This is a genomic window from Zoogloea sp. 1C4, assembly GCF_009469605.1.
Taxonomy (GTDB): Bacteria; Pseudomonadota; Gammaproteobacteria; order Burkholderiales; family Rhodocyclaceae; genus Zoogloea; species Zoogloea oryzae.
The window spans coordinates 1-19,891 of sequence record NZ_SSXU01000027.1 but is presented as its reverse complement, the minus strand read 5'-3'; the positions used below and the strand labels follow the sequence as shown (position 1 = coordinate 19,891).

General features: G+C 68.9%; 13 protein-coding genes. 6 read left to right on the top strand and 7 right to left on the bottom strand.

What is annotated here, in order from left to right:
* Positions 1-182: 182 nt before the first annotated feature.
* Positions 183-3,770 (bottom strand): indolepyruvate ferredoxin oxidoreductase family protein, encoded by a 3,588-nt coding sequence (locus tag GH681_RS20330; RefSeq protein WP_153163379.1) that lies wholly within the window; start codon positions 3,768-3,770, stop codon positions 183-185.
* A 184-nt stretch (positions 3,771-3,954) separates the two neighbouring features.
* Here GH681_RS20330 and GH681_RS20325 point away from each other — a divergent pair, with 184 nt between their 5' ends.
* Both GH681_RS20325 and GH681_RS20320 read left to right on the top strand, forming a co-directional pair.
* Positions 3,955-5,592 (top strand): DUF1800 domain-containing protein, encoded by a 1,638-nt coding sequence (locus GH681_RS20325; protein ID WP_153163378.1) that lies wholly within the window; start codon positions 3,955-3,957, stop codon positions 5,590-5,592.
* A 13-nt stretch (positions 5,593-5,605) separates the two neighbouring features.
* On the top strand, positions 5,606-6,865 hold the full coding sequence (locus GH681_RS20320; protein WP_153163377.1) for a DUF1501 domain-containing protein: 1,260 nt from the start codon (positions 5,606-5,608) through the stop codon (positions 6,863-6,865).
* Here GH681_RS20320 and GH681_RS20315 read toward each other — a convergent pair.
* From GH681_RS20315 to GH681_RS20295, 5 genes are all read right to left on the bottom strand, one after another.
* Positions 6,862-8,739 carry a DUF4105 domain-containing protein gene (locus GH681_RS20315; protein WP_153163376.1) on the bottom strand — a complete coding sequence of 626 codons (1,878 nt, stop codon included), beginning with the start codon at positions 8,737-8,739 and terminating at the stop codon, positions 6,862-6,864. The two genes, GH681_RS20320 and GH681_RS20315, sit on opposite strands and share 4 nt — an antisense overlap.
* Positions 8,740-8,825: 86 nt before the next feature.
* Positions 8,826-9,308, bottom strand: coding sequence for a DUF3015 family protein (locus GH681_RS20310; protein WP_153163375.1), 483 nt, complete (start codon positions 9,306-9,308; stop codon positions 8,826-8,828).
* A gap of 164 nt (positions 9,309-9,472) precedes the next feature.
* Positions 9,473-10,681, bottom strand: a complete 1,209-nt coding sequence (locus GH681_RS20305) for a methyl-accepting chemotaxis protein (protein ID WP_153163374.1) — start codon at positions 10,679-10,681, stop codon at positions 9,473-9,475.
* A gap of 125 nt (positions 10,682-10,806) precedes the next feature.
* Positions 10,807-12,177, bottom strand: a complete 1,371-nt coding sequence (locus GH681_RS20300; protein WP_153163373.1) for an FAD-binding oxidoreductase — start codon at positions 12,175-12,177, stop codon at positions 10,807-10,809.
* A 505-nt stretch (positions 12,178-12,682) separates the two neighbouring features.
* Positions 12,683-13,147 (bottom strand): hypothetical protein, encoded by a 465-nt coding sequence (locus tag GH681_RS20295; RefSeq protein ID WP_153163372.1) that lies wholly within the window; start codon positions 13,145-13,147, stop codon positions 12,683-12,685.
* A 343-nt stretch (positions 13,148-13,490) separates the two neighbouring features.
* Between GH681_RS20295 and GH681_RS20290 the strand changes: the two genes are divergently transcribed.
* Genes GH681_RS20290 through GH681_RS20275 form a run of 4 tightly spaced genes read left to right on the top strand, consistent with a single transcriptional unit; the run spans position 13,491 to position 19,165 of the window.
* On the top strand, positions 13,491-13,841 hold the full coding sequence (locus tag GH681_RS20290; protein WP_153163371.1) for a CU044_2847 family protein: 351 nt from the start codon (positions 13,491-13,493) through the stop codon (positions 13,839-13,841).
* A gap of 10 nt (positions 13,842-13,851) precedes the next feature.
* Entirely contained in the window at positions 13,852-15,279 is a 1,428-nt protein-coding gene (locus GH681_RS20285) for a trypsin-like peptidase domain-containing protein (protein WP_153163370.1), read from the top strand.
* A complete protein-coding gene (locus GH681_RS20280; RefSeq protein WP_194271298.1) occupies positions 15,276-16,229 on the top strand; it encodes a MoxR family ATPase in 954 nt (317 codons plus the stop codon). The genes GH681_RS20285 and GH681_RS20280 overlap by 4 nt, the downstream gene beginning before the upstream one ends.
* The gene (locus tag GH681_RS20275) at positions 16,226-19,165 is read left to right on the top strand and encodes a formylglycine-generating enzyme family protein (RefSeq protein ID WP_153163368.1); all 2,940 of its coding nucleotides are present in this window, start codon (positions 16,226-16,228) and stop codon (positions 19,163-19,165) included. Before GH681_RS20280 ends, GH681_RS20275 begins: the two co-directional genes overlap by 4 nt.
* Positions 19,166-19,484: 319 nt before the next feature.
* On the opposite strand, the gene GH681_RS20270 is transcribed toward GH681_RS20275, so the two are convergent.
* Positions 19,485-19,891: DDE-type integrase/transposase/recombinase (locus tag GH681_RS20270; RefSeq protein WP_153163367.1), on the bottom strand; the 407-nt coding region annotated here is incomplete at its 5' end.

Below are 19,891 nucleotides of genomic sequence, written 5' to 3'. Positions count from 1 at the left end.
ACTAACTCATTTGCATGACATTGGTGGGGTTTGGAGACAATGATCCAAGCCAGCTAAGTTCCGTTGCTCGGGAACTCTCATGGCGGTACTGCATGGCAAGATGTTCGGCCCACCTCAAGAGATCATCCTAGTCCTGTGCAGTTTGTCGCGATGAAATCGCGTAGTGCCGTCCAGATCAGCACTCAGGCCACGTTGGCCGGTCGATGGCCGCCGGCGCGCCAGCGGGCCAGCAGCGCCTCGCGCTTTTCGGCTGCCCGCTGCATCGCCGCGGCCTTGATGTGGCCGTAGCCGCGGATGTCGTCCGGCAGGCGGGCGAGCTCGATGGCGATGGGCAGGCGCTCGGCGCCGAGTTCGCCGATGAGCTGGCCGATGTCGGCCTCGAACTGGGCGGTGAGGGCACGTTCGGCCTTGCGTTCGGCGTGGTAGCCGAAGACGTCGAAAGGTGTGCCGCGCAGGCGCCGAAGCCGGGCCAGCCAGCCGAAGGCCGTCTTTATCCACGGGCCGAACTTCAGCTTGTGGATGCGCCCGGAGTCCGGATCGGGCCGGGCCAGGAAGGTCGGCGCGAGGTGGAAGCTCACCGTGAAATCGCCTTCGAAGCGTTCATCGATCTGCTGCCAGAAAACCGGGTCGGCGTACAGCCGGGCGACTTCGTACTCGTCCTTGCAGGCCAGCAGCTTGAAATAGCTGTCGGCGACGGCTTCGGTGAGGCGCTGGCTGCCCAGCCGGGCTTCGGCTTCGCGCACCCGGGCCACGAAGTCGGTGTAGCGCCGGGCGTAGGCGGCGTCCTGGTAATCGGTGAGGAAGGCCGCGCGGCGGGCGATGCGGGCGTCGAGGCTCTCGGCGGCCGTAGTCGGGCGGATCGGGATTACCGGCGCGGGCGCCAGCAGGCGTTCGACCGCCACCTGATCCACCGCCGCGCGGCGGCCCCACAGAAACGCCTGGCGGTTCATCTCGACCGCCGCGCCGTTCATCACGATGGCCTTGTCGAGGCTGGCCTCGCTCACCGGCACCCAGCCCTTCTGCCAGGCAAAGCCGAGCAGGAACAGGTTGGTGGCGATGGCGTCGCCGAGGAGCGCGGTGGCCAGCGCGCCGGCGTCGAGGAAGCTGCAGCCTTCGCGGCCGACGGCTTCGACGATCGCGGCCTGCATCTTGTCGAGGGGGAAGACCCAGTCCGGGTTGCGGGTGAATTCGGATGTGGGCGTCTCGGCGCAATTGACCACCCCGTGGGTGGTGCCGACGGCCATCCGCGAGAGGGCGTCGGCGCTGGCGGTGACCACCACGTCGCCGCCGATCACCGCGTTGGCTTCGCCCACCGCGATGCGCACCGCGTGGAGCTGCTCCGGGTCGTCGGCGATGCGGATGTGGCTGAACACCGAGCCGCCCTTCTGGGCGAGGCCGGTCATGTCGAGCACGGTCACGCCCTTGCCATCCAGGTGCGCGGCCATGCCGATCAGCGCGCCGATGGTGACCACGCCGGTGCCGCCCACGCCGGTGACGAGGATGCCCCACGGCTGGGTGGTGGCGGGCAGCCGCGGCACGGGTAGCGCCGGCAGGTGGCTCGCATCCACCGCGGCGGCGCGGCCCTTTCGCACCCGTCCGCCCTCGATGGTCACGAAGCTCGGACAGAAGCCGTTCAGGCACGAGAAATCCTTGTTGCAGGCCGATTGGTCGATCTGCCGCTTGCGGCCGAACTCGGTCTCGACGGGCAGGATCGCCATGCAGTTGGATTCGCGCCCGCAGTCGCCGCAGCCCTCGCACACCGCCTCGTTGATGAAGACGCGGGTCTGCGGGTCGGGGTAGGTGCCGCGCTTCCTGCGGCGGCGCTTCTCGGCGGCGCAGGTCTGGTCGAACACCAGCGCCGACACGCCGGGCAGGGTGCGCAGCTCGCGCTGGATCACCTCCAGCTCGTCCCGGTGCCGGATCGCCACCCCGTGGGGGATGTCGGCCACGTGCCAGGGGCGGTCGGTGCCGTCGGTGACGAGCACGATGCTGCCCACGCCTTCGGCCTGCAGCTGGCGCAGCAGCCGGGGCACGGTGAGCTCGCCATCCACCGGCTGGCCGCCGGTCATCGCCACCGCGTCGTTGAACAGGATCTTGTAGGTGATGCCGCTGGTGGGCTGGCGCCCGTGGGCCGGGCGGTTGAAGGCCGCCACCGACTGGCGGATCGCCAGGATGCCGGAGTGGAAATAGGTGCCGTCACCCAGGTTGGCGAAGATGTGCGGCTCGTCGGTGAAGGGCGCCTGGCCCACCCACGGCACGCCCTCGCCGCCCATGTGGGTGAAGGGGCCGGTGCGCCGGTCGGGCATGAAGCTGGCCATGTAGTGGCAGCCGATGCCGGCGGTGGCGCGGCTGCCTTCCGGCACCTTGGTGGAGCTGTTGTGGGGGCAGCCGGGGCAGAAGGTGGGCACCCGGTCGATGGCGAACACCCGGTGGGCGAGGGTGTGATCCTTGGCCTGCAGGAAGGCCAGCCGGCTCTCGATGCGCGCCGAGGTGAAGAAACGCCCGATGCGCGCGGCGATCACCCGGGCGATCATCGCCGGAGAGAGCTCGCCCGCTGCCGGCAGCAGCCACTCGCCGTGGTCGACGGTGATGCGCCCGTCCGGGCCCGGCGTGGCGATCATCGCCCATTCGCCTTTCTCGTCGAACTTGCCCACCACCCGCGGGCGCACGTCCTCGCGCCAGTTGTAGAGCTCTTCCTTGAGCTGGTATTCGAGCAGCTGGCGCTTCTCTTCCACCACCAGAATCTCGTCCAGCCCCTCGGCAAAGCGTCGCACGCCCTCGGCCTCCAGCGGCCACACCATGCCCACCTTGTAGAGCCGGATGCCGATCTCGGCGGCGAGCGCCTCGTCGATGCCCAGGTCGTCGAAGGCCTGGCGCACGTCCAGGTAGCTCTTGCCCGAGGTGATGATGCCCAGCCGCGGTGCGGGCGAGTCGATCACCACCCGGTTGAGCCGGTTGGCGCGACAGTAGGCCAACGCGGCATAGAGCTTGAAGTGCAGCAGGCGGCGCTCCTGCACCAGCGGCGGATCGGGCCAGCGCAGGTTAAGGCCGTCGGGCGGCAGCGCGAAGTCGGTGGGCGTGACGGTGACCACCCGCTGCGGGTCCACATCCACCGAGGCGGAAGTCTCCACCGTGTCGGCCAGCGCCTTGAAGGCCACCCAGCAGCCCGAATAGCGCGACAGCGCCCAGCCATGCACGCCGTAGTCGAGGTATTCCTGAACGCCGGCCGGGGCCAGCACCGGCATCATCATCGACTTGAAGAAGTGGTCGGTCTGGTGGGGCAGGGTGGATGACTTGGCCGCGTGGTCGTCGCCAGCGATCACCAGCACGCCGCCGAACTGGCTGCTGCCCGCGGCGTTTGCGTGGCGGAACACGTCGCCGCAGCGATCGACCCCCGGCCCCTTGCCGTACCACATGGCAAACACGCCCTGCACCCGCGCCCGGGGCGACAGCGTGACCTGCTGGCTGCCCCACACGGCGGTGGCGGCCATGTCTTCATTCACGCCGGGCTGGAAGACCACCTCGTGGCGGGCCAGATGTGCCTGGGCCTTCCACAGGCTCAAGTCCAGCCCGCCCAGGGGCGAGCCCCGGTAGCCGGACACGAAGCCCGCGGTGTTGAGCCCGGCGGCCCGGTCGCGGTCGCGCTGGATCAGCAAGAGGCGCACCAGCGCCTGATAGCCGGTGAGATACACGCGGCCGGTGCTGGCGGTGTACTTGTCGTCGAGGGTGGCGCCGGGGGTGAGGCTGGGGAGAGGGTCCTGCTCGGCCATGGTGGTTTCCTCGCAAAATCGGGGTGCGACTGCGGGAGGGCGCGGCTTCGTGGGCAGCGCCCGGTCCGGGGCGGAATCTGACGTTTTGATACGAAGAAGCGTCCGGGGTTCCAGCGCCATGCAAGGCCGGTGCAAAGGGCGGGGGCTATCATCGGGGCTCAAGGACTGGCAGCGGAGGCCTTCGATGGCGCGAACAGGTGCGGGGCGCAAGTCCGGCAACCCCGACAATCCCGGCAATCCCCCCAAGGTGGCGGACGATCTCGTGCTCGGCCGGCTGGCCTTCGGGCCCGGGCCGCTCCCCGAGCGCCTGCATCTGCGCGACGTGGGCCTGCGGGTTTGGCTGGCCGAGCAGCTCGCCCCGCCCGAAGGCGACGACCCGGACTGCGCCGAGCGCCTCGCCGCCGCCCGCCTGCGCATCCGCTACGACGCGGGCAAGGCGCCGGGGCCGGAGTTCCCGGCGGTGGACGAGATGCGCCCCCTCGATTCGCTTGCCGCGCCCATCGCCCAGCTGTGGCCGCTCACCGACTACAAGCGCCCGATGGCCGGGCCGGAGCGCTTCCGGCCGCGCTCCGAGGTGGCCGTGGCCTGCCTGATCCGCGCGGTGCACAGCCGCTGGCAGCTGCGCGAGGTGCTGGTGGATTTCTGGCACAACCACTTCAACGTGGACGCCAGCCAGATGGTGCAGGTCAATGTCGCGCTGCCCACCTACGACCGGGACGTGATCCGCCGCCATGCGCTGGGCAACTTTCGGGACTTCCTCGAAGCGGTGGCCGGCAGCACGGCCATGCTGTACTACCTCAACAACCGCTCGTCCCGCGCCGGCGCCGCCAACGAGAACTTCGCCCGGGAGCTCTTCGAGCTTCACAGCCTGGGCCGCGAGCACTACCTCAACGAGTTCTACAACCGCTGGCGCGACGTGCCCGGTGCCCTCAAGGGTCAGCCCAAGGGCTTCATCGACCAGGACGTGTACGAAGCCGCCCGGGCCTTCACCGGCTGGGTGGTGGAGGACGGCAGCGGCCTTGGCGGCGCCGACCGCCTGCCCGCCAGCGGCCACTTCGCCTACGTGGAATCCTGGCACGACAACTACCAGAAGCGCGTGCTGGGCGTCGAGTTCGACCCCTTCCAGCCGGCGCTCGCCGACGGCCGCAAGGTGCTCGATCTGATCGCCGACCACCCGGCCACCGCCCGCCACCTGAGCGGCAAGCTGTGCCGCCGGCTGGTGGGCGATGGCGTCTCGCCGCGGCTGCTGTCTGCCGCCGCCGACCTGTGGTGGCGCGCCCGCCGCCAGCCGGACCAGATCGCCCGGGTGGTGGAGCTCATCGCCCTGTCGCCGGATTTTGCCCGCAGCAGCGGCGCGCGGCTGCGGCGTCCGCTGGCGCTGGCGGCGGCCTTCGTGCGCGGAACGGGGATGCCCTTCACCGCCACCGAGGGGCTGGTCGCCGGCCTCGCCAACGCCGGCCAGCGCCTGTTCGGCTGGGCGCCGCCCACCGGGCATCCGGAAGAGGCGGCCTACTGGATCAGCGCCAACGGCATGCGCCAGCGCTGGCAGTTGGTGCAGGGGCTGATGGAGAACCGCTGGGGCAACGGCACGGTGCAGCCGGCCGACATGCTCGAGGCGCCGGCCAGCAGCGCCGGGCAGGCGGCGGACGCCATCGCCACCCGCCTGCTGGGGGCGGGCAACGCAGCGGTGGGCCGCGCCGTCCTCGCCGGGCTGGCGGTGGACCCGGCCCGCGCGCTGGATGCCGCCAAACCCGCAGATGCCAACCTGCTGCGGCGCGTGATTGCCTTTACGGCGATGAGCGCCGAGTTCCAGACCTGCTGACGAAAGGCCCGCCATGACGACCCGCCGAGACTTTCTCAAGGCCTGCGCCGCCGCCGGGGCCTTCGCGCCCCTCGCCGGCCTGGGCCGGCTCGCCTTTGCCGCCGAGGGCGCCCCGACGCCGCTGCTGGTGGTGGTCTTCCAGCGCGGCGGCTGCGACGGGCTCAACCTCGTCGCTCCCGTCAACGACAAGCCCTACATCGACGCCCGCACGCCCGATCTGCGCGTGCTCGACAGCGGCGAGCGCCCCGGGCTGGCGCTCGCCAACGGCCTCGGCAGCGGGCTGGATTTCCGCCTGCACCCGGAGGCCAGGCCGCTCTTCGAGCTGTATGAAGCCGGCCGGCTGGCGGTGCTCCACGCCTGCGGGCTGATGAACGGCACCCGCAGCCATTTCGAGGCCCAGGACCTGATCGAGCGCGGGGTGGTGAATATCGCCGACTACGCCCGCAGCGACAGCGGCTGGCTGACCCGCTACCTCGCCACCCTCGGCGAGCGGGGCGGCGACGACCGGCGCATCGCGGCGATGTCGGCCAACGCCGGCATGTCGGCCTCGCTGCTGCGTTACGACGACGCGCTGGCGCTGCCCGATCTCTCCGGCGGCGTGCCGCTGGCCGGGGGCAAGGACGCCGCCGCCGTGCTCGCGCGGCTCTACCCGTCTGGTGCCACCGACCCGGTGCGCCAGGCCGGCGCCCGGGTGCTGGCCCGCACCGCGCTGGTGGACGCGCGCCTGCCCCGCCAGCCCGACGGCCGCCTGACGCCCTACGCGCCACCCGGCGCCAACTACGAGAACAACGGCTTCACCCAGGGCCTGCAGGCCATCGCGCGCCTCGCGCGGATGGACGTGGGCCTGCGGGTGGCGTGCATCGACCACGCCAGCTGGGACACCCACGACGCCCAGCCGGGCCGTTTCAATGGGTTGGTGGGCCAGCTCACCCGCGGGCTGGCGGCCTTCCACCGGGACATGGCGGCCGCCGGGCTGCCGGTGCGGGTGGTGGTGATGACCGAGTTCGGCCGGCGCCTGCGCGCCAACCGCAGCCAGGGCACCGACCACGGCCACGGCTCGGCGATGCTGGTGCTGGGCGACGGGGTGCGCGGCGGACGGATGTTCGGCGACTGGCCGGGGCTGGATACACCGCGCCTCGATCAGGGCGTCGATCTGGCGGTGACCACCGACCACCGCCACGTGCTGGCCGAAGTGCTGGCCCTGCCGGAGCGTGACCGGGCGGCGGTCTTCCCTGGCCTCGCGGCGCGGGCGCCGCTGGGGCTCACCGCCTAGAAGTAAAGCTGCCAGCCCAGCGCGATGCGGCGCGCCTGCGGCGTGTCGGCGGGCAGTTCGGCTCGGGTCCATTCGTACTCGGCCACCAGGTTGCTGCGCGGGCCGAGGCTGTGGCGCAGCAGGGCGCGGGCCTGGCTGCGTTCCAGGCGCCTGTCGTTGAACCACTGGTGGCTGGCTTCGAGCTGCACGCGGGTGGCCGGGGCCACATCCCACAGCAGGCCGGCCAGTGGGCCGGTGCCGATGGCCCAGCGCTTTTCGAGCCGGCCCTGGGTGAGTATCTGGTTCTCGAGGAAGACGTAGGCCATCAGGTTCCGCCACTCCCACGCGGCGCCGGGGCCGCCGGCCACCATCGGGCTGGGGGCGAGCGGGTAGCCCAGGCTGCGCTCCCAGCCAAAGCGCACTTTCCACGACAGGGGCTGGGTCCATTCCCGGCGCGGGGCGACGGAGACGATATCCACCGGCAGAAAACGGTCCAGGCGCCAGCCGTGGCCTTCGCGCTGGCTGGCGGCGATGTCGAAGAAGCGGATCTGGGCGCCGCGGCTGTAGCCGGTCTCCGGATCGAGCAGGTCGTGGTAGGCCGGGCGCAGGCCCAGGAACAGCGCCGGTGCGCCGGCGGCCCGCCCGGCCGAGAGCCCGACGCGGCCGGAGGCGTGGCCGGTCTCGGGGCGCGGTGGCACCGGCACGCTGCCGGTGTCGATGGCGGGCAGCCGGCTGCGGGTGGTCTGGATGGCCTTCAGGCGGGCGAGGGCGTCGTCCTGGTCGAGCTTGCCGGCGTGGCCGCGGAAGGACACCAGCCGGTCGGCGAATTCGAGCTGTTCGATGGCCAGCGGCGCGGTGCCCAGGCTCGCTGGCGTCTGCCTGCCGTCGGCCACGGCGATGGCGGCGGCCATGGCGTCGGGCGGCAGACGGCTGGCCCGGTGGGCGAGCTCGGTGCCGCCAGCGGGGCGGAAGGTGATGTCGGTGACCAGGCCCGGCACATCCACCACGCCTTTGACGGTATCCACCGGGATGGCGGTGAGGGGAAAGCGCTGGGACACCCGCAGGCCCGGCCGGGCCACGTCGAGCAGGCGCAGGATCATGTACGAGCAGTTCTCGTCGAAGAACCAGTAGTCGAAGCGCGTGGCGCCGATCTCCCAGGCGTGGCGCAGCAGCTGGCGGGTCTCGTCGGGCGTCAGGTTGAGCCGGTATTCCCACACGTCGCGGCTTTCCATGTCGCTGTATTCGCGCACCTTCACGTAGTAGGGCGAGCTGGACAGGGTGCCGGGGTAGAAGCCGAAGAGGCCCTTCATGGCGAAGGTGAAGCCGTCGGTGGCGTCGGCCTTGGCGGCGTAGTTGATGGTGTAGGCGAGGAGCCGGGTGGCGTCGGTCTGGCCCTCGGCGTCGATGCGCAGCAGGGTGTGGCCGAACATCGAGGCCGGGCTGTTCACGTAGGCCGACGGAAACACCAGGGTCGCGCCGGCCGGGCGGATCTCGGCGGCCCAGGCTGCCAGCCGCGGGCAGGGCTGGTCCGGGGTGGCCCGGGCGAGCTCGGGCAGGCGCGACTTGAGCCAGTGGAAGCGGGCCGGGAAGCGGCACTGGGGGTGCTCGTCGGGTGCGTCGGGGCGGGCCGGCTCGACGAGCCGGGCGAGGGTCGCGTCGAGTTCGGCGGCGGCGTTGGTGGCGCCGTCGGGGGCGTTGAAGAAGCTGGCGTCGTCGGCCAGGCTGCGCAGGCGGCCGTTGACCGGGGCGGGCTCGTACTGCAGCAGGTCGGCCCAGGCGGGGTCGTCGGCGAGGCGGGCTGCGCGGGCTGCGGCCAGCAGGTCGTCGATGGGTGCGGCCCAGGCGGGCAGCGCGGCAAGGACGAGGGCGGCGCCGAGGGCGGGCAGGGTCTTCATCGGGGGCGGGCAGACATGAAAAAGCCCTGTGCGGGCACAGGGCTTGAAGCGCGGCGGGTGGGCATCGCCAGCCCGCCGGAGAGGGGTTACACCGCGTCGGCGTACTTGGCCAGGCGGGCGTCGGACTGCAGCGCGGCCTTGAGCTGGGTGGCGATGCTGTCGGCGGAGTCGACCGAGGCGAAGATGTCGGCGTGGCGGGCCTTGGCGAGGCTCACGAAGGCGGCCTTGTCCTGGGCGTCGATCTTCAGCAGGGCGGCCAGCGCGTCCAGGGTTTCGCCCTGGCCGGAGGCGGCGTCGCGGGCCAGCTGGGCCTTGTTGCCGTCGATGAACATGGCGGTCTTCCAGGCGGAGGTCACGACGCCATCCTGGGAGCAGCCCAGGGTGCCGGAGGTGATGCCGAAGGTCTGGTTGCCGAAGGTGCCGTTGGTGGTGACGGCAAGCACTTGCGGGGCGATGCCCTTCTGACCTTCGAACACTTTGGAGCCCAGGCCGCAGGAGCCGACGTTGTTGGCGGCGGCAAAGGCGGAGGCGGGGAGGAGCACAGCCAGCGAAATCAGCAGTTTCTTCATAGTCGTTACCCTCTTGGTGCGTTGTTGGAAGTTTGTTCGTGCTGCCAGGTGATGCCGGAGGGATGGTAATGCATTCCGGCCGGTGCGGTTGTCGCTCGCTGCAATTGTTGTATTTGCGCACATCGGCGCGCTTGCTCCTTGCGCTGCAGGCCTGTGGGGCTGGGTCAGAACAGGTCGATCTCGCCGGCGCTCACCGCGGTCTGGCTGACCGCCTCGAAGCGGATCTCGGCCGATGAGCGGCAGGATTCGGCGAGCAGCTGGTGGAGGGTGCTCACCCGGCGCTGGATGCGCGCGAGGCCGTCCTTCTCGTCCATGTCCCGGTGGGCGTCGAAGAAGCCCTGGGTGTAGCGGCTCATGAAGGCGGTGTGCTGCTGCAGCTTGCCGAGCACCTGGCTCACGATGTCCTCGAACTGCATCGACAGGATGCCCTGCATCACCAGCCGGTGGATCGATTCGGACACCTCGTTGATGCGCTGCGCCTGGACGGCGGTGCGGGCGTTGAGTTCGCTCATCTCGGCCCACATGGTGTTCACGTTGTCTTCCGACGAGCGGGCCTTGCTGATGTCGGTGGAGGCCGACACATCCACCGCCACCCCCACGTCGTCGATGGCCACGTGGATCTCGCGCAGCAGGGCGTCGATCTGGGTGCTGAACACCTCGGTGCGCTGGGCGAGCTTGCGCACCTCGTCGGCCACCACCGCAAAGCCGCGGCCCGCCTCGCCGGCCCGGGCGGCCTCGATGGCGGCGTTGAGGGCCAGCAGCTCGGTCTGGTTGTTGATCTGGTTCACCTCGGTCATCAGCCGGGTGACCGCGTTCACCTTCTCGCGCATGGCCATGAAGCGGGCGGCGATGTCGGCGCCGCTGGCCTGCAGCGCCCCCACGGTGAGCACGAACGCCCGCAGCGCCTCGCGGGTCTCCTCGGCAAAGCGCTGCAGCCCGCTGCGCTGCCGGGCCTGGTCTTCGTTGGCGGCCAGGGCCACCAGCTCGTCCACCTGCTGGCGCAGCTGCTCCCGGTGGTCGTTGCCGCCCATGGCCTGGGCGGCGCTGGCCACCACCTCGTTCATCTGGGTGAGGGATTCGCCCAGCCGGGCGTAGTGGGCCTCGCTCTCGGCGGCGATGCGGTCGCACAGGGTGTCGTATTCGAGCACCCCGGAGTCGATGCGCTCGCGCTGCTGGCGGGCGTGCTCGCGGGCGCGGGCGCGGGCCCGGTGGCTGATGACGGTGGCGGCGATGAGCGCCGCGATCACCCCGCCGCCCAGGGCGTAGTGCAGCCAGGCCGGGGCGCCGGCGGTGTGGGCTACGATGCCGGCCAGGGCCAGCACGATGCCGGAGAGGGTGGCGATGTCATCGGCGCGGATGGAGGAGGCGGACATGGCGGATCGCGGGGGTGCGGTGGACGATCCCTCGGGTATCGACCCCGCCCAGGCCGACTTGATCGCCGGATTGTTAATTCCGGATAAATCTGCGGGCCGCCCCGCCACCCCCGCCGGCGGGCGGATCAGCCGATCACCTTGCCCGGATTCATCAACCCCAGCGGGTCGAGCGCCGCCTTGAGGCTGGCCATCACCGCCACGCCCTCGCCATGTTCGGCGAGCAGAAAATCCTTCTTCCCGATCCCGATCCCGTGCTCGCCGGTGCAGGTGCCGTCAAGCGCCAGCGCCCGCTCGACGATGCGCCGGCCCAGCGCCTCGGCGGCGTGCACCTGATCCGGGTTGTCCGGCTCGGTGAGGATCACCACATGGAAGTTGCCGTCGCCCACGTGGCCGACGATGGGGGCGATCAGCCCGGTGGCGGCGATCTCCTCCTGGGTGCCGGCGATGGCCTCGGCGAGGCGCGAGATGGGCACGCACACGTCGGTCGAGATGCCGCGGCTGCCCGGCTGCAGGTTGAGGCAGGCGAACAGCACGTCGTGGCGGGCCTGCCACAGACGGGAGCGATCCTCGGGGCGGGTCGCCCATTCAAAATCCTGGCCGCCGTTGTCGCGGGCGATCTCCTGCACCGTCTGGGCCTGCTCCTCGACGCCGGTGGGCGAGCCGTGGAACTCGAAGAACAGCATCGGCGATTCGCGCAGGGTGGTCTTGCTGTAGCGATTGACCGCCTGCACCGTGAGGGTGTCGAGGAGCTCGATGCGCGCCACCGGCACGCCCAGCTGGATGGTCTGGATCACGGTCTGCACCGCGCTCGCCACATCCGGGAAGGAGCACGTGGCGCTGGAGATCGCCTCCGGCAGCGGATGCAGGCGCACCGTGAGCTCGGTGATGATGCCCAGCGTGCCCTCCGAACCCACGAACAGCCGGGTCAGGTCGTACCCCGCCGACGACTTGCGGGCCCGCCCGCCGGTGCGGATCATCCGGCCATCGGCCAGCACCACCTCCAGCCCCAGGGTGTTCTCGCGCATGGTGCCGTAGCGCACGGCGTTGGTGCCGCTGGCGCGGGTCGAGGCCATGCCGCCGAGCGAAGCATCCGCGCCCGGGTCGATGGGGAAGAACAGCCCGGTGCCATGCAGCGCCGCGTTGAGCGTCTTGCGGGTCACGCCCGGCTGCACCACCGCGTCCATGTCCTCGTCGTGGATCGTGACGATCTGGTTCATCTCCGACAGATCGATGCTGATCCCGCCGTTGGTCGCCAGGATGTGCCCCTCCAGCGAGCTGCCCACGCCAAACGGGATCACCGGCACCCGGTGCGCGTGGCATAGCTTCACCACCTCCACCACCTCGGCGGTGGAATGGGGCCACACCACCCCATCCGGCAGCGCGTCCGGAAAGTGCGATTCATCATGCCCGTGGTGGGCACGCACGGCCTCGGCAGTGGAAAAACGCTTGCCGAAGCGCTCGGCAAGGGCTTGGGTAAAGGCGTCGGGCAAGGGCATGGCAGGCGTGGGAAATTGGGATTGGGAAGTGGGCGAGAGGGTAGCGCGGTTTGGCGCGGATCACTACCCGGGAAAGCCCCGCTCCCCACGACCCTGTAGGTCGGACTTCAGTCCGACACCCACCCCCGCCGCCCCGCCCCTGTAGGTCGGGCAATCGACCAACATCTCGCGCCATCCGGATCGCACGAAATGTCGGACTGAAGTCCGACCTACAGGGTCGTGGACAGCGGGAGGGTAGCGCTCACCCTCGATTGCCTAATCTTTAGGCAATCGACCCTCCCGATTACCCTCTGCTGCCTAAAGTTTAGGCAATGCCGCCTAATTTTTAGGCAGCGCTGCCTAAGATTTAGGCGACGTCGCCTAAAAATGAGGCGACCGAGGGTGCCGGTTACCCTCGGTTGCCTAAAAATCAGGCAGCGTCGCCTAAAAATTGGGCAACGGAGGGTGGCAATTACCCCTCGTCGATGAAAAACCACCCCCCACCCCCTCAAACCCCGGGCCGGGCTCAGGCCGCGCTATCGGCCTTGGCCGGCGCGGTGCGGCGCACGTTGGAACGCATGGTCTCCTTCAGCGGCGTCACATTGTCGGCCTTGCCGAAAGCCTTGAGCAGCCGGTAGCCGTCGTAGCTCGCCGAGAGGATGTCGCTGCCCAGGGCCACCTGGGTATCGGCGCACTTGGCCGCCAGCGCCTGCAGGCGGATCAGCCGCGGGCGCAGCGCATCGAAAGCCGCAAGATCACGCTTCAGCTCGCCCAGATCAAAACCCGGCGGCAGCGCCTGTTTGTTCTGGTCGAGGATCGCCAAGGTCTGCCGGCAGAAGGTCTCGCTCTTGTCCCCGATCTTGGTCAGCTGCCGTACCTCGTCCGGCGTGAGCGACACGAAAACGTCCATCAAACCCTCGATGGCATCCAGTGCTGCATCGAACTTGGGCAGGTTGTCGGTGAGATCAAGGGAGACGAGGTTTTGAGTCATGGTGGTGCTCCTGAGATTGATTGATGTTGTGTGAAAGTACAGTGGTGCGTTGTTTACGCGATTTCAATAATACATGATGGTAGGCGATATGGATTTGCAGGGTAAGGGGGCTCACCTGTAATCCGCCGTAGGGCGTGGTCTGAGGGCCGGGAGGCGCATTGCGGGCAGGTCGGTGTGTGCATCGATGAATGGCCATCGATGCCTGCGGCCTAGTCAGTGGTGGTATCGTCGGAGTCGGGGCATCCGTCGTTAGTGCTCACATGTTTTCAGGGGTTGCCGGGGTTTGACCCTTTGGTGGCGAGCCCTTCACGAGAACCCGCATTCAACTATTTGAGAGGCAGACATGACGCGTCAGATCGAGCAGATCGAAATCAACGGGCAGATGCTGTGGGTGGAGGCGGAGTCGGTTTCGCAGGTTGTCGGGGCCCCCAAAAAGAGCGGGCGCTTTGCCGATACATCGGCGGCAACAACGACAGCCGATGCTCTGAAGAAGGTGGATGTGGCTGCAACTTTGGCTGCGGTGGTCAGCCCGGCAAAGGACGCTCTCGACAAATTCAAGCCGGATGAGGTGTCGCTGGAACTAACCCTGGGTTTCAAGGCCGACATCGGGGTGTTCGTGGCCTCGGGCGAAGCCAATGCCCAACTGAAGGTCAATGTGAAGTGGAAGACGGCGGCTCCGGCATCGAAAGACTGAGGCGCACGGCATGGTCAAGGACGCACTGGTTTCCTTTTGGAACTCACCAAATTCAACGGATAGCGCGCACTTTGTTGGCAGCGGCTTCTTCATCGCTCCGGCAAAGGTGCTTACCGCAAAGCACTTGACTGACGAGGGGACCGGGCTCTGGTTGCGACCCGAAGCGGGCGCGACGGGGTGCTATCCGGTGAGCGCGGAGCGTTTGGCCATTCATCATGAGCTGGATGCCGCTGTGGTCACGCTGGATGCAATGCCCGCAGGCGCTGCCGTACTGCAGCCCCTCCTGGGTAAGACGCAGCCGGGCGAAGTGCAGCTCAACGGCTACTTCGAGGGGCGTCGGGAGGCGGCTCACCCCTACACCGTCACCCGCTTCGATGAGGGCGAAGCGCATTACCTCTTGTCGAGCAAGCAGCCCAAGGGCCACAGCGGAAGTGCCGCCTGCGTCGGCGCCCGGGTGTGGGGCATGACCGTGCGGCACTACGAGGACGCCAACATCCACCGCGGCTGCGCCATCGCGATCCATCAGCTGTGGGAATGGCTTTGCAGCGAGATACCCGATCTCGGCCGGATTCTCCCTCCGCCCAGCTGGGATGAGTGGGTGGCCGACATGCGGGGCCGGCTCAAGGCGAGTTTCGAAAGCCCGGTGTTTGCCACCGTGCTTGGCGGTCTGGAAGATGGCCTGCCAAGGCCCCTCGCCAAGGCGCTGGAGAAGACCGATTCCGCAACGCTCGGTGAGCGCTGTGTCGAAGCGCTGATTGACTCGCTCAAGCAGGCGGCAACCCGGCTCAAGGATGGTTCGGTCACGCTCGGGCAGACCGAGCGCAACACCGCTCGCGAGCGCCTCCTCGACGCGATGGGGTTGAGCGTGCGGCTATGCCTCGATCCGGAGATGCTGCCCTGCCGTGCGGCTACCGATGGCAGCGGGCTCGACGCGATCATCGAGCTGGAAGCGATGTCGCCGGCCAGCGCAGCGATCGTCACCGGCCTGAATCGCGGGCGATGCTGGGAGGCGGGCGCCACCCCATCGGGTATTCCCACCGTCCAAGACAAGCTCGCGCATGCTGCGGCCGGTTTCGAAATGGGGGAAGGGCCCGACCGCCAGAAGGAGATCGCCCGCCTGATCCACAAGATCGTCCTTCCGCTCAATCCACTGCCGGCCAATGTGAGCAAGGCCATGATGAGCCAGCTCAGGGCTTATCTCCGCAGCGAAGCCAGAGAGGGGCGGGCGCGCCTGCTGGTGCTGGAGGGTGAGATCTCGCCCGCCTTGCGGCAGGAGCTTGCCGACTGGCTGCAAAGCCAGCTTGGCATCAGCCTGCTGCTGCTCCGCGACCCCGAGGACGACAGCGCACCCTACTATCTGTGCGACGAAGCCGAACTGCTCGCGCGCATTCATGAGTTCGTGAAACTCGTCAATCAGCCCGAATGGAACCCCGCATGAAGCTGCCCTCCTACGACGTCATCGATCTCGATCTGCCCCCCATGGGCACCTGGCCCGCTAGCAAACACCGCTTCGACGAAAAGCAGATCAACGCCCTGCGCGCGGCCGAGGCTGCCGGCCGCCCCTTGCTGGTGCGCGGAGAGCCCGGCACCGGCAAGAGCCAGCTGGCCCACGCCGCAGCATGGGCCAGCAAGCGCCTGTTCCTCTCGGTGGTGGTGGACGCCCGCAGCGAGGCCAGCGATCTGCAATGGCGCTTCGACGCCGTGGCCCGCCTGGCCGATGCCCACCTCGCCGCTGTGCCCGGCGGCGAGACCCCACGGGACCTGGATGTATCCCGCTATGTCGAGCCCGGCCCCCTGTGGTGGGCCTTCGACTGGAACGGCGCGGCTGCGCAATTGCAGCACTACCGGCCCGGCGGCCCCTCTCCCGACCTGCCCCACGAAGAATGGACGCCCGCCGACGGCGCGGTGCTGCTCATCGACGAGATCGACAAGGCCGAGGCCGATCTGCCCAACGGCCTGCTCGAAGCCTTGGGCAACGGGCGCTTCACGGTGGGGCCGACGGGGCGGGTGGTGGCGCGGGGGAAAGGCGTTCCGCCGCCGCTGGTCGTCGTCACCACCAACGACGAGCGGGAACTGCCCCCCGCCTTTCTGCGCCGCTGCCTCGTGCTGACCCTCAAGCTGCCCGATGAGGGCGGGTTTATCGAATTTCTTGAGGAGCGCGGCAAGCTGCATTTTCCAAAGCTCTGCGCTGCCTTTCCGGAGGTGCCCACCGCCGCCGCCCAGATGCTCATCGAGGATCGCAGGGCAGCCCATGAAGCCGGCGTGTACAAGCCCGGGCTCGCCGAATACCTCGACCTGCTGCGCGCCCTCGAAGGCATCGGCGGCGATGCCGGCGAGCACATCGAGGCTTTGCGTGGCTTTGTCTTCAGCAAACAGCCGCCCGCATGAAGCCGCGCCGGCCTCAACCGCAGCCCGCACCGCGCAGCACGCTCGGTCGGGCCGACCTGCTCCGGCTGCTCGATACGCTCGGGCCGACGGCAACGGCGGATGTTGCCGGCTTGCTGGGCTACGAGCCCGTCAAACCGCCCGAACCGCCCGAACCGCCGAAACAACCCCCGCCCAAGCCCCCCAAGCCTCCCCTCCCCCAAGGGCAGCGTCGGCCGCCTCTGCAGGCAACCCACTTTGCGGTAGTGAGTCTGGAGAGCTTTCCTGCCCCGACCGACGATGACCTGCTGCGCACCGACGACCCTGCCGGCCCCATCATCGACAGTCTGGATGGCAGCGGCGAGGCGCCGCCTGCGAGCATCCCCCTTAGCCCCGAGCGACGTCTGGCGGTCTTCCTGCGGCGGCACTTGCGCCAACGGCAGCCGGGGCGCGCCCTGGATGTGCCCAAGCTGGTTGCGCAGGCGGCGTACATGCGTTTTCCCCGTCGGCTGCCCCGGCTCCGGCGCCCCCAGTGGAGTCGGCAGGCAGCGCTGGTCATCGACAAGAGCGTGCTTGCCCAGCCGCTCGACAGCGATCTCGTCGAACTCGCCGAGCTGGCCTACCGCCTCTCCCGTGGCAATCTGACCGTTCTTGCCCTCACTCCCGAGCACGAATGGCAAATTCGTGGCGATGGCATTCGCCCGGAGTGGAAAAAGACCGACGAGCGCACCCTGACGAACACGAAGCACTGGCTGCTTGCCGGCGATCTGGCCGTGCATGGTCAGGACTCGACTCGTCGCGCCGGTTGGGTGCGCCGTCTGCGCGAACATCTGGCGGCCGGCGGCAGCGCAACCGTGCTGGCAGGCGCCATCGATCCGGCTAGCCAGCGCGCCCTGCCCGGGCGGCTGCAACTGGTGCGCTGGGATCATGGCCGGCGGCTCGTGCCCGGCCGTGGGCGTGCGTCCGAGGCCGGGATGGGCGCGGAGGTGGAGCGGCTGCTTGCGGCCTTGTCCTTGGCAGTGCGTGTTGAACCGGCGCTGCTGAGGGAGATCCGGCTGTCACTGCAAATGCCGCTCGAGGTCGAGATGGCGGTCTGGAACCACGAGGACGTGGGGCAGTGCGAGCTGGGCATGTGGATACGCGCCGAGCGTGCGGCCCACCACCGCACTGGGGTGCGCAACCTTCCGCTGGATTGCCGGCAACGGGTTGCCCGCATCGTCGAGCATCACCACCGGGGCCTCTCCAACCTGATCCGCATGGAAGAGCGCGCCCTGGCTGCCGATCTGGCCGACTGGCAGGCCGACGCGGCCGACGACGATTGGGCGGCCGCCGCCCGCACCCTGGCCCACCACCCCCACAGCCGGGCTGCGCAGGCGCTGTCGTCCTACCTCGCCCGGCTGGGGCCTCGTGCCCACGAACGCCTGTGGGCGTCGGTGCCCCACTTGCAGGAAGCCTATGTGCGCGCCCGGCGCGACGCCCTGCGCGGTGGCGCGCCGGTGCCGGCCGGGGTGTCTGCCGCCGTGCTCAACCGGCTGTTGAGCGACCCCCGGCGGGGCAAGGACGCGGTGCCCCTGTGTCTCGCCCACCACGAAGGGCAGCTCATGGTCTGCGTCGACCCGCCGGAGCAAGGGGCGTGGCCGTTGGTACGCAGCCCGGACGATACGGGCTTTGAACTCAGCGCACCCGGCCAGCCGCGCCAGTGGCACGCGGTGGATGAATTGCCCCTGCCCCTTGGGCGACTGGTGTCTGGGGCCGGGCCGTGGACCATTGAGACCGCCTGGGTGCGGGCCACGGTGGCGGAGATTCCGCGGCCGTCGTGGGCGCTGGAATGGGAGTGCATGGGCGTGACGCTCTACGCCTATGCACCATCGCCAATTGGAAAGCCGGTACGGCTGGCATGGGTTCCGCCTGGGCGTGGCGATGACTACGTTTGGCCACCGTCGCCACGCGGCTTCAATGCAGAGGCCGAACATATCGGCGAACGCGTCTGGATGGGGGCCGACCTTGAGTTTGGCTTGTATATCGACGTCCCCTTCGGTTCCGCCACCCAGCGTTTCCGGTGGATCGAGCCGGGTGAGTTTGTGATGGGTTCGCCGGAAGGCGAGGTGGGGCGCGAGGAAGATGAAGGCCCGCGTCATGTGGTTCGTGTGACGGAAGGTTTCTGGCTGGCGGAGACGGCGTGCAGCCAGGCTGTGTGGTCGTCGGTGATGGGGAGCAATCCCAGTAACTTTACGGACGACCCTCAGAACCCGGTAGAGAAGGTGAGCTGGGACGATGTGCAAGGCTTCTTGAGGGAAGTGGAAAAGCGCCTGCCCGGTGTAAAGGCAGATTTACCGACGGAAGCGGAGTGGGAATACGCGTGCCGTGCGGGCAGCGATACGGCGTTCAGCTGGGGCGATGGGATTACGCTGGATCAGGCCAATTATCGGGCAACGGAAAGCTACGCCAACGGCCCGACGGGCGAGTACCGGAAAAAGACGGTTCCGGTCAAAAGCTACGCCCCGAACGCGTGGGGCCTGTACCAGATGCACGGCAACGTGTGGGAATGGTGTGCGGACGGCCCGCGACAATACGACGGCGCGCCGCAGGTGGACCCGCGCGGCCCGGCGGGCGACGAGGCTGAAGCCCTGCGCGCCCTGCGTGGCGGGTCGTGGATCGTCGACCCGCGCTGGCTGCGCGCTGCCTTCCGCGGCCACTGGCGCCGTGGCGTGCGCGACGGCTCCCGGGGTTTTCGCTTCTCCCTGAGGTCCACAAGTAGCGCGGAGCGCTCGCCGGAGGCGTCGGTGGCCCCGGAGGGGCCACAAGGGAAGAGCCCGGCCCCGGGAGGGGGCCGGGGCGAGGGCGTGCCGAAGGGCTCGCCGGCCCGGCGGGACGCCGGGCCGGCGCCGGCGACGATGTGGGATCGCGTCAAGGCAACGTTTGGTTTTTCGCCCAAGCCAGATCAATCAAAGAAAAAATAAACCATGCAACTCCGTTTCTTCTCCATCCCCGCCCTCGACCCCGCCGCGGCCGAAGCCGAACTCAACGCCCTCCTCGCCGCTGGCGGGGGGGCCGGGGTGGAGCGGCAGTTGGCGTAGGTCGGGTTAGCCCCGCGTAACCCAACGCTTCTCGTGAAATCCCGTCACGCCAACCTACCCGTCGGTGCTTCGTCCCCTGCCATTGTGGTGGGGCGTCGCATCGGTCAAGTCGATCCGGGGCCGGGTGCGCGGGGCCTTTGTTGTCGGGTTACGCTGCGCTAACCCGACCTACCCAACTTCGATGTGGTGGTACTTGTAGTGGTCAAGCAATACCGGACACCTCGATAGGGTGCTGTACAGCGGTTTTCCGTTCATAGGCCGTGGGCGGCAGGTAGCCCAGCGTCGAGTGCAGACGGACGTTGTTGTAGAACCCGACGATGTAATCGGTAATGTCACGACACGCCTCGGCGTGGTTGGCGTAGTCGTTTTGCCAGACCCGCTCCCTCTTCAGATTGAGGAAGAAGCGCTCCATGACGGCGTTGTCCCAACAGTTGCCTTTGCGACTCATGCTGCCCGTCAGGCCATGGCGGCTCAGCAAGGCACGGTGGGCTTCGCTGGCGTACTGACTGCCACGGTCGGAATGCACGATCAGGCCCGCCGGCGGTTGGCGCTGCGTAATGGCCATCTGCAAGGCCGAGCACACCAGTTCGGCAGGCATGTTTGGCGCCA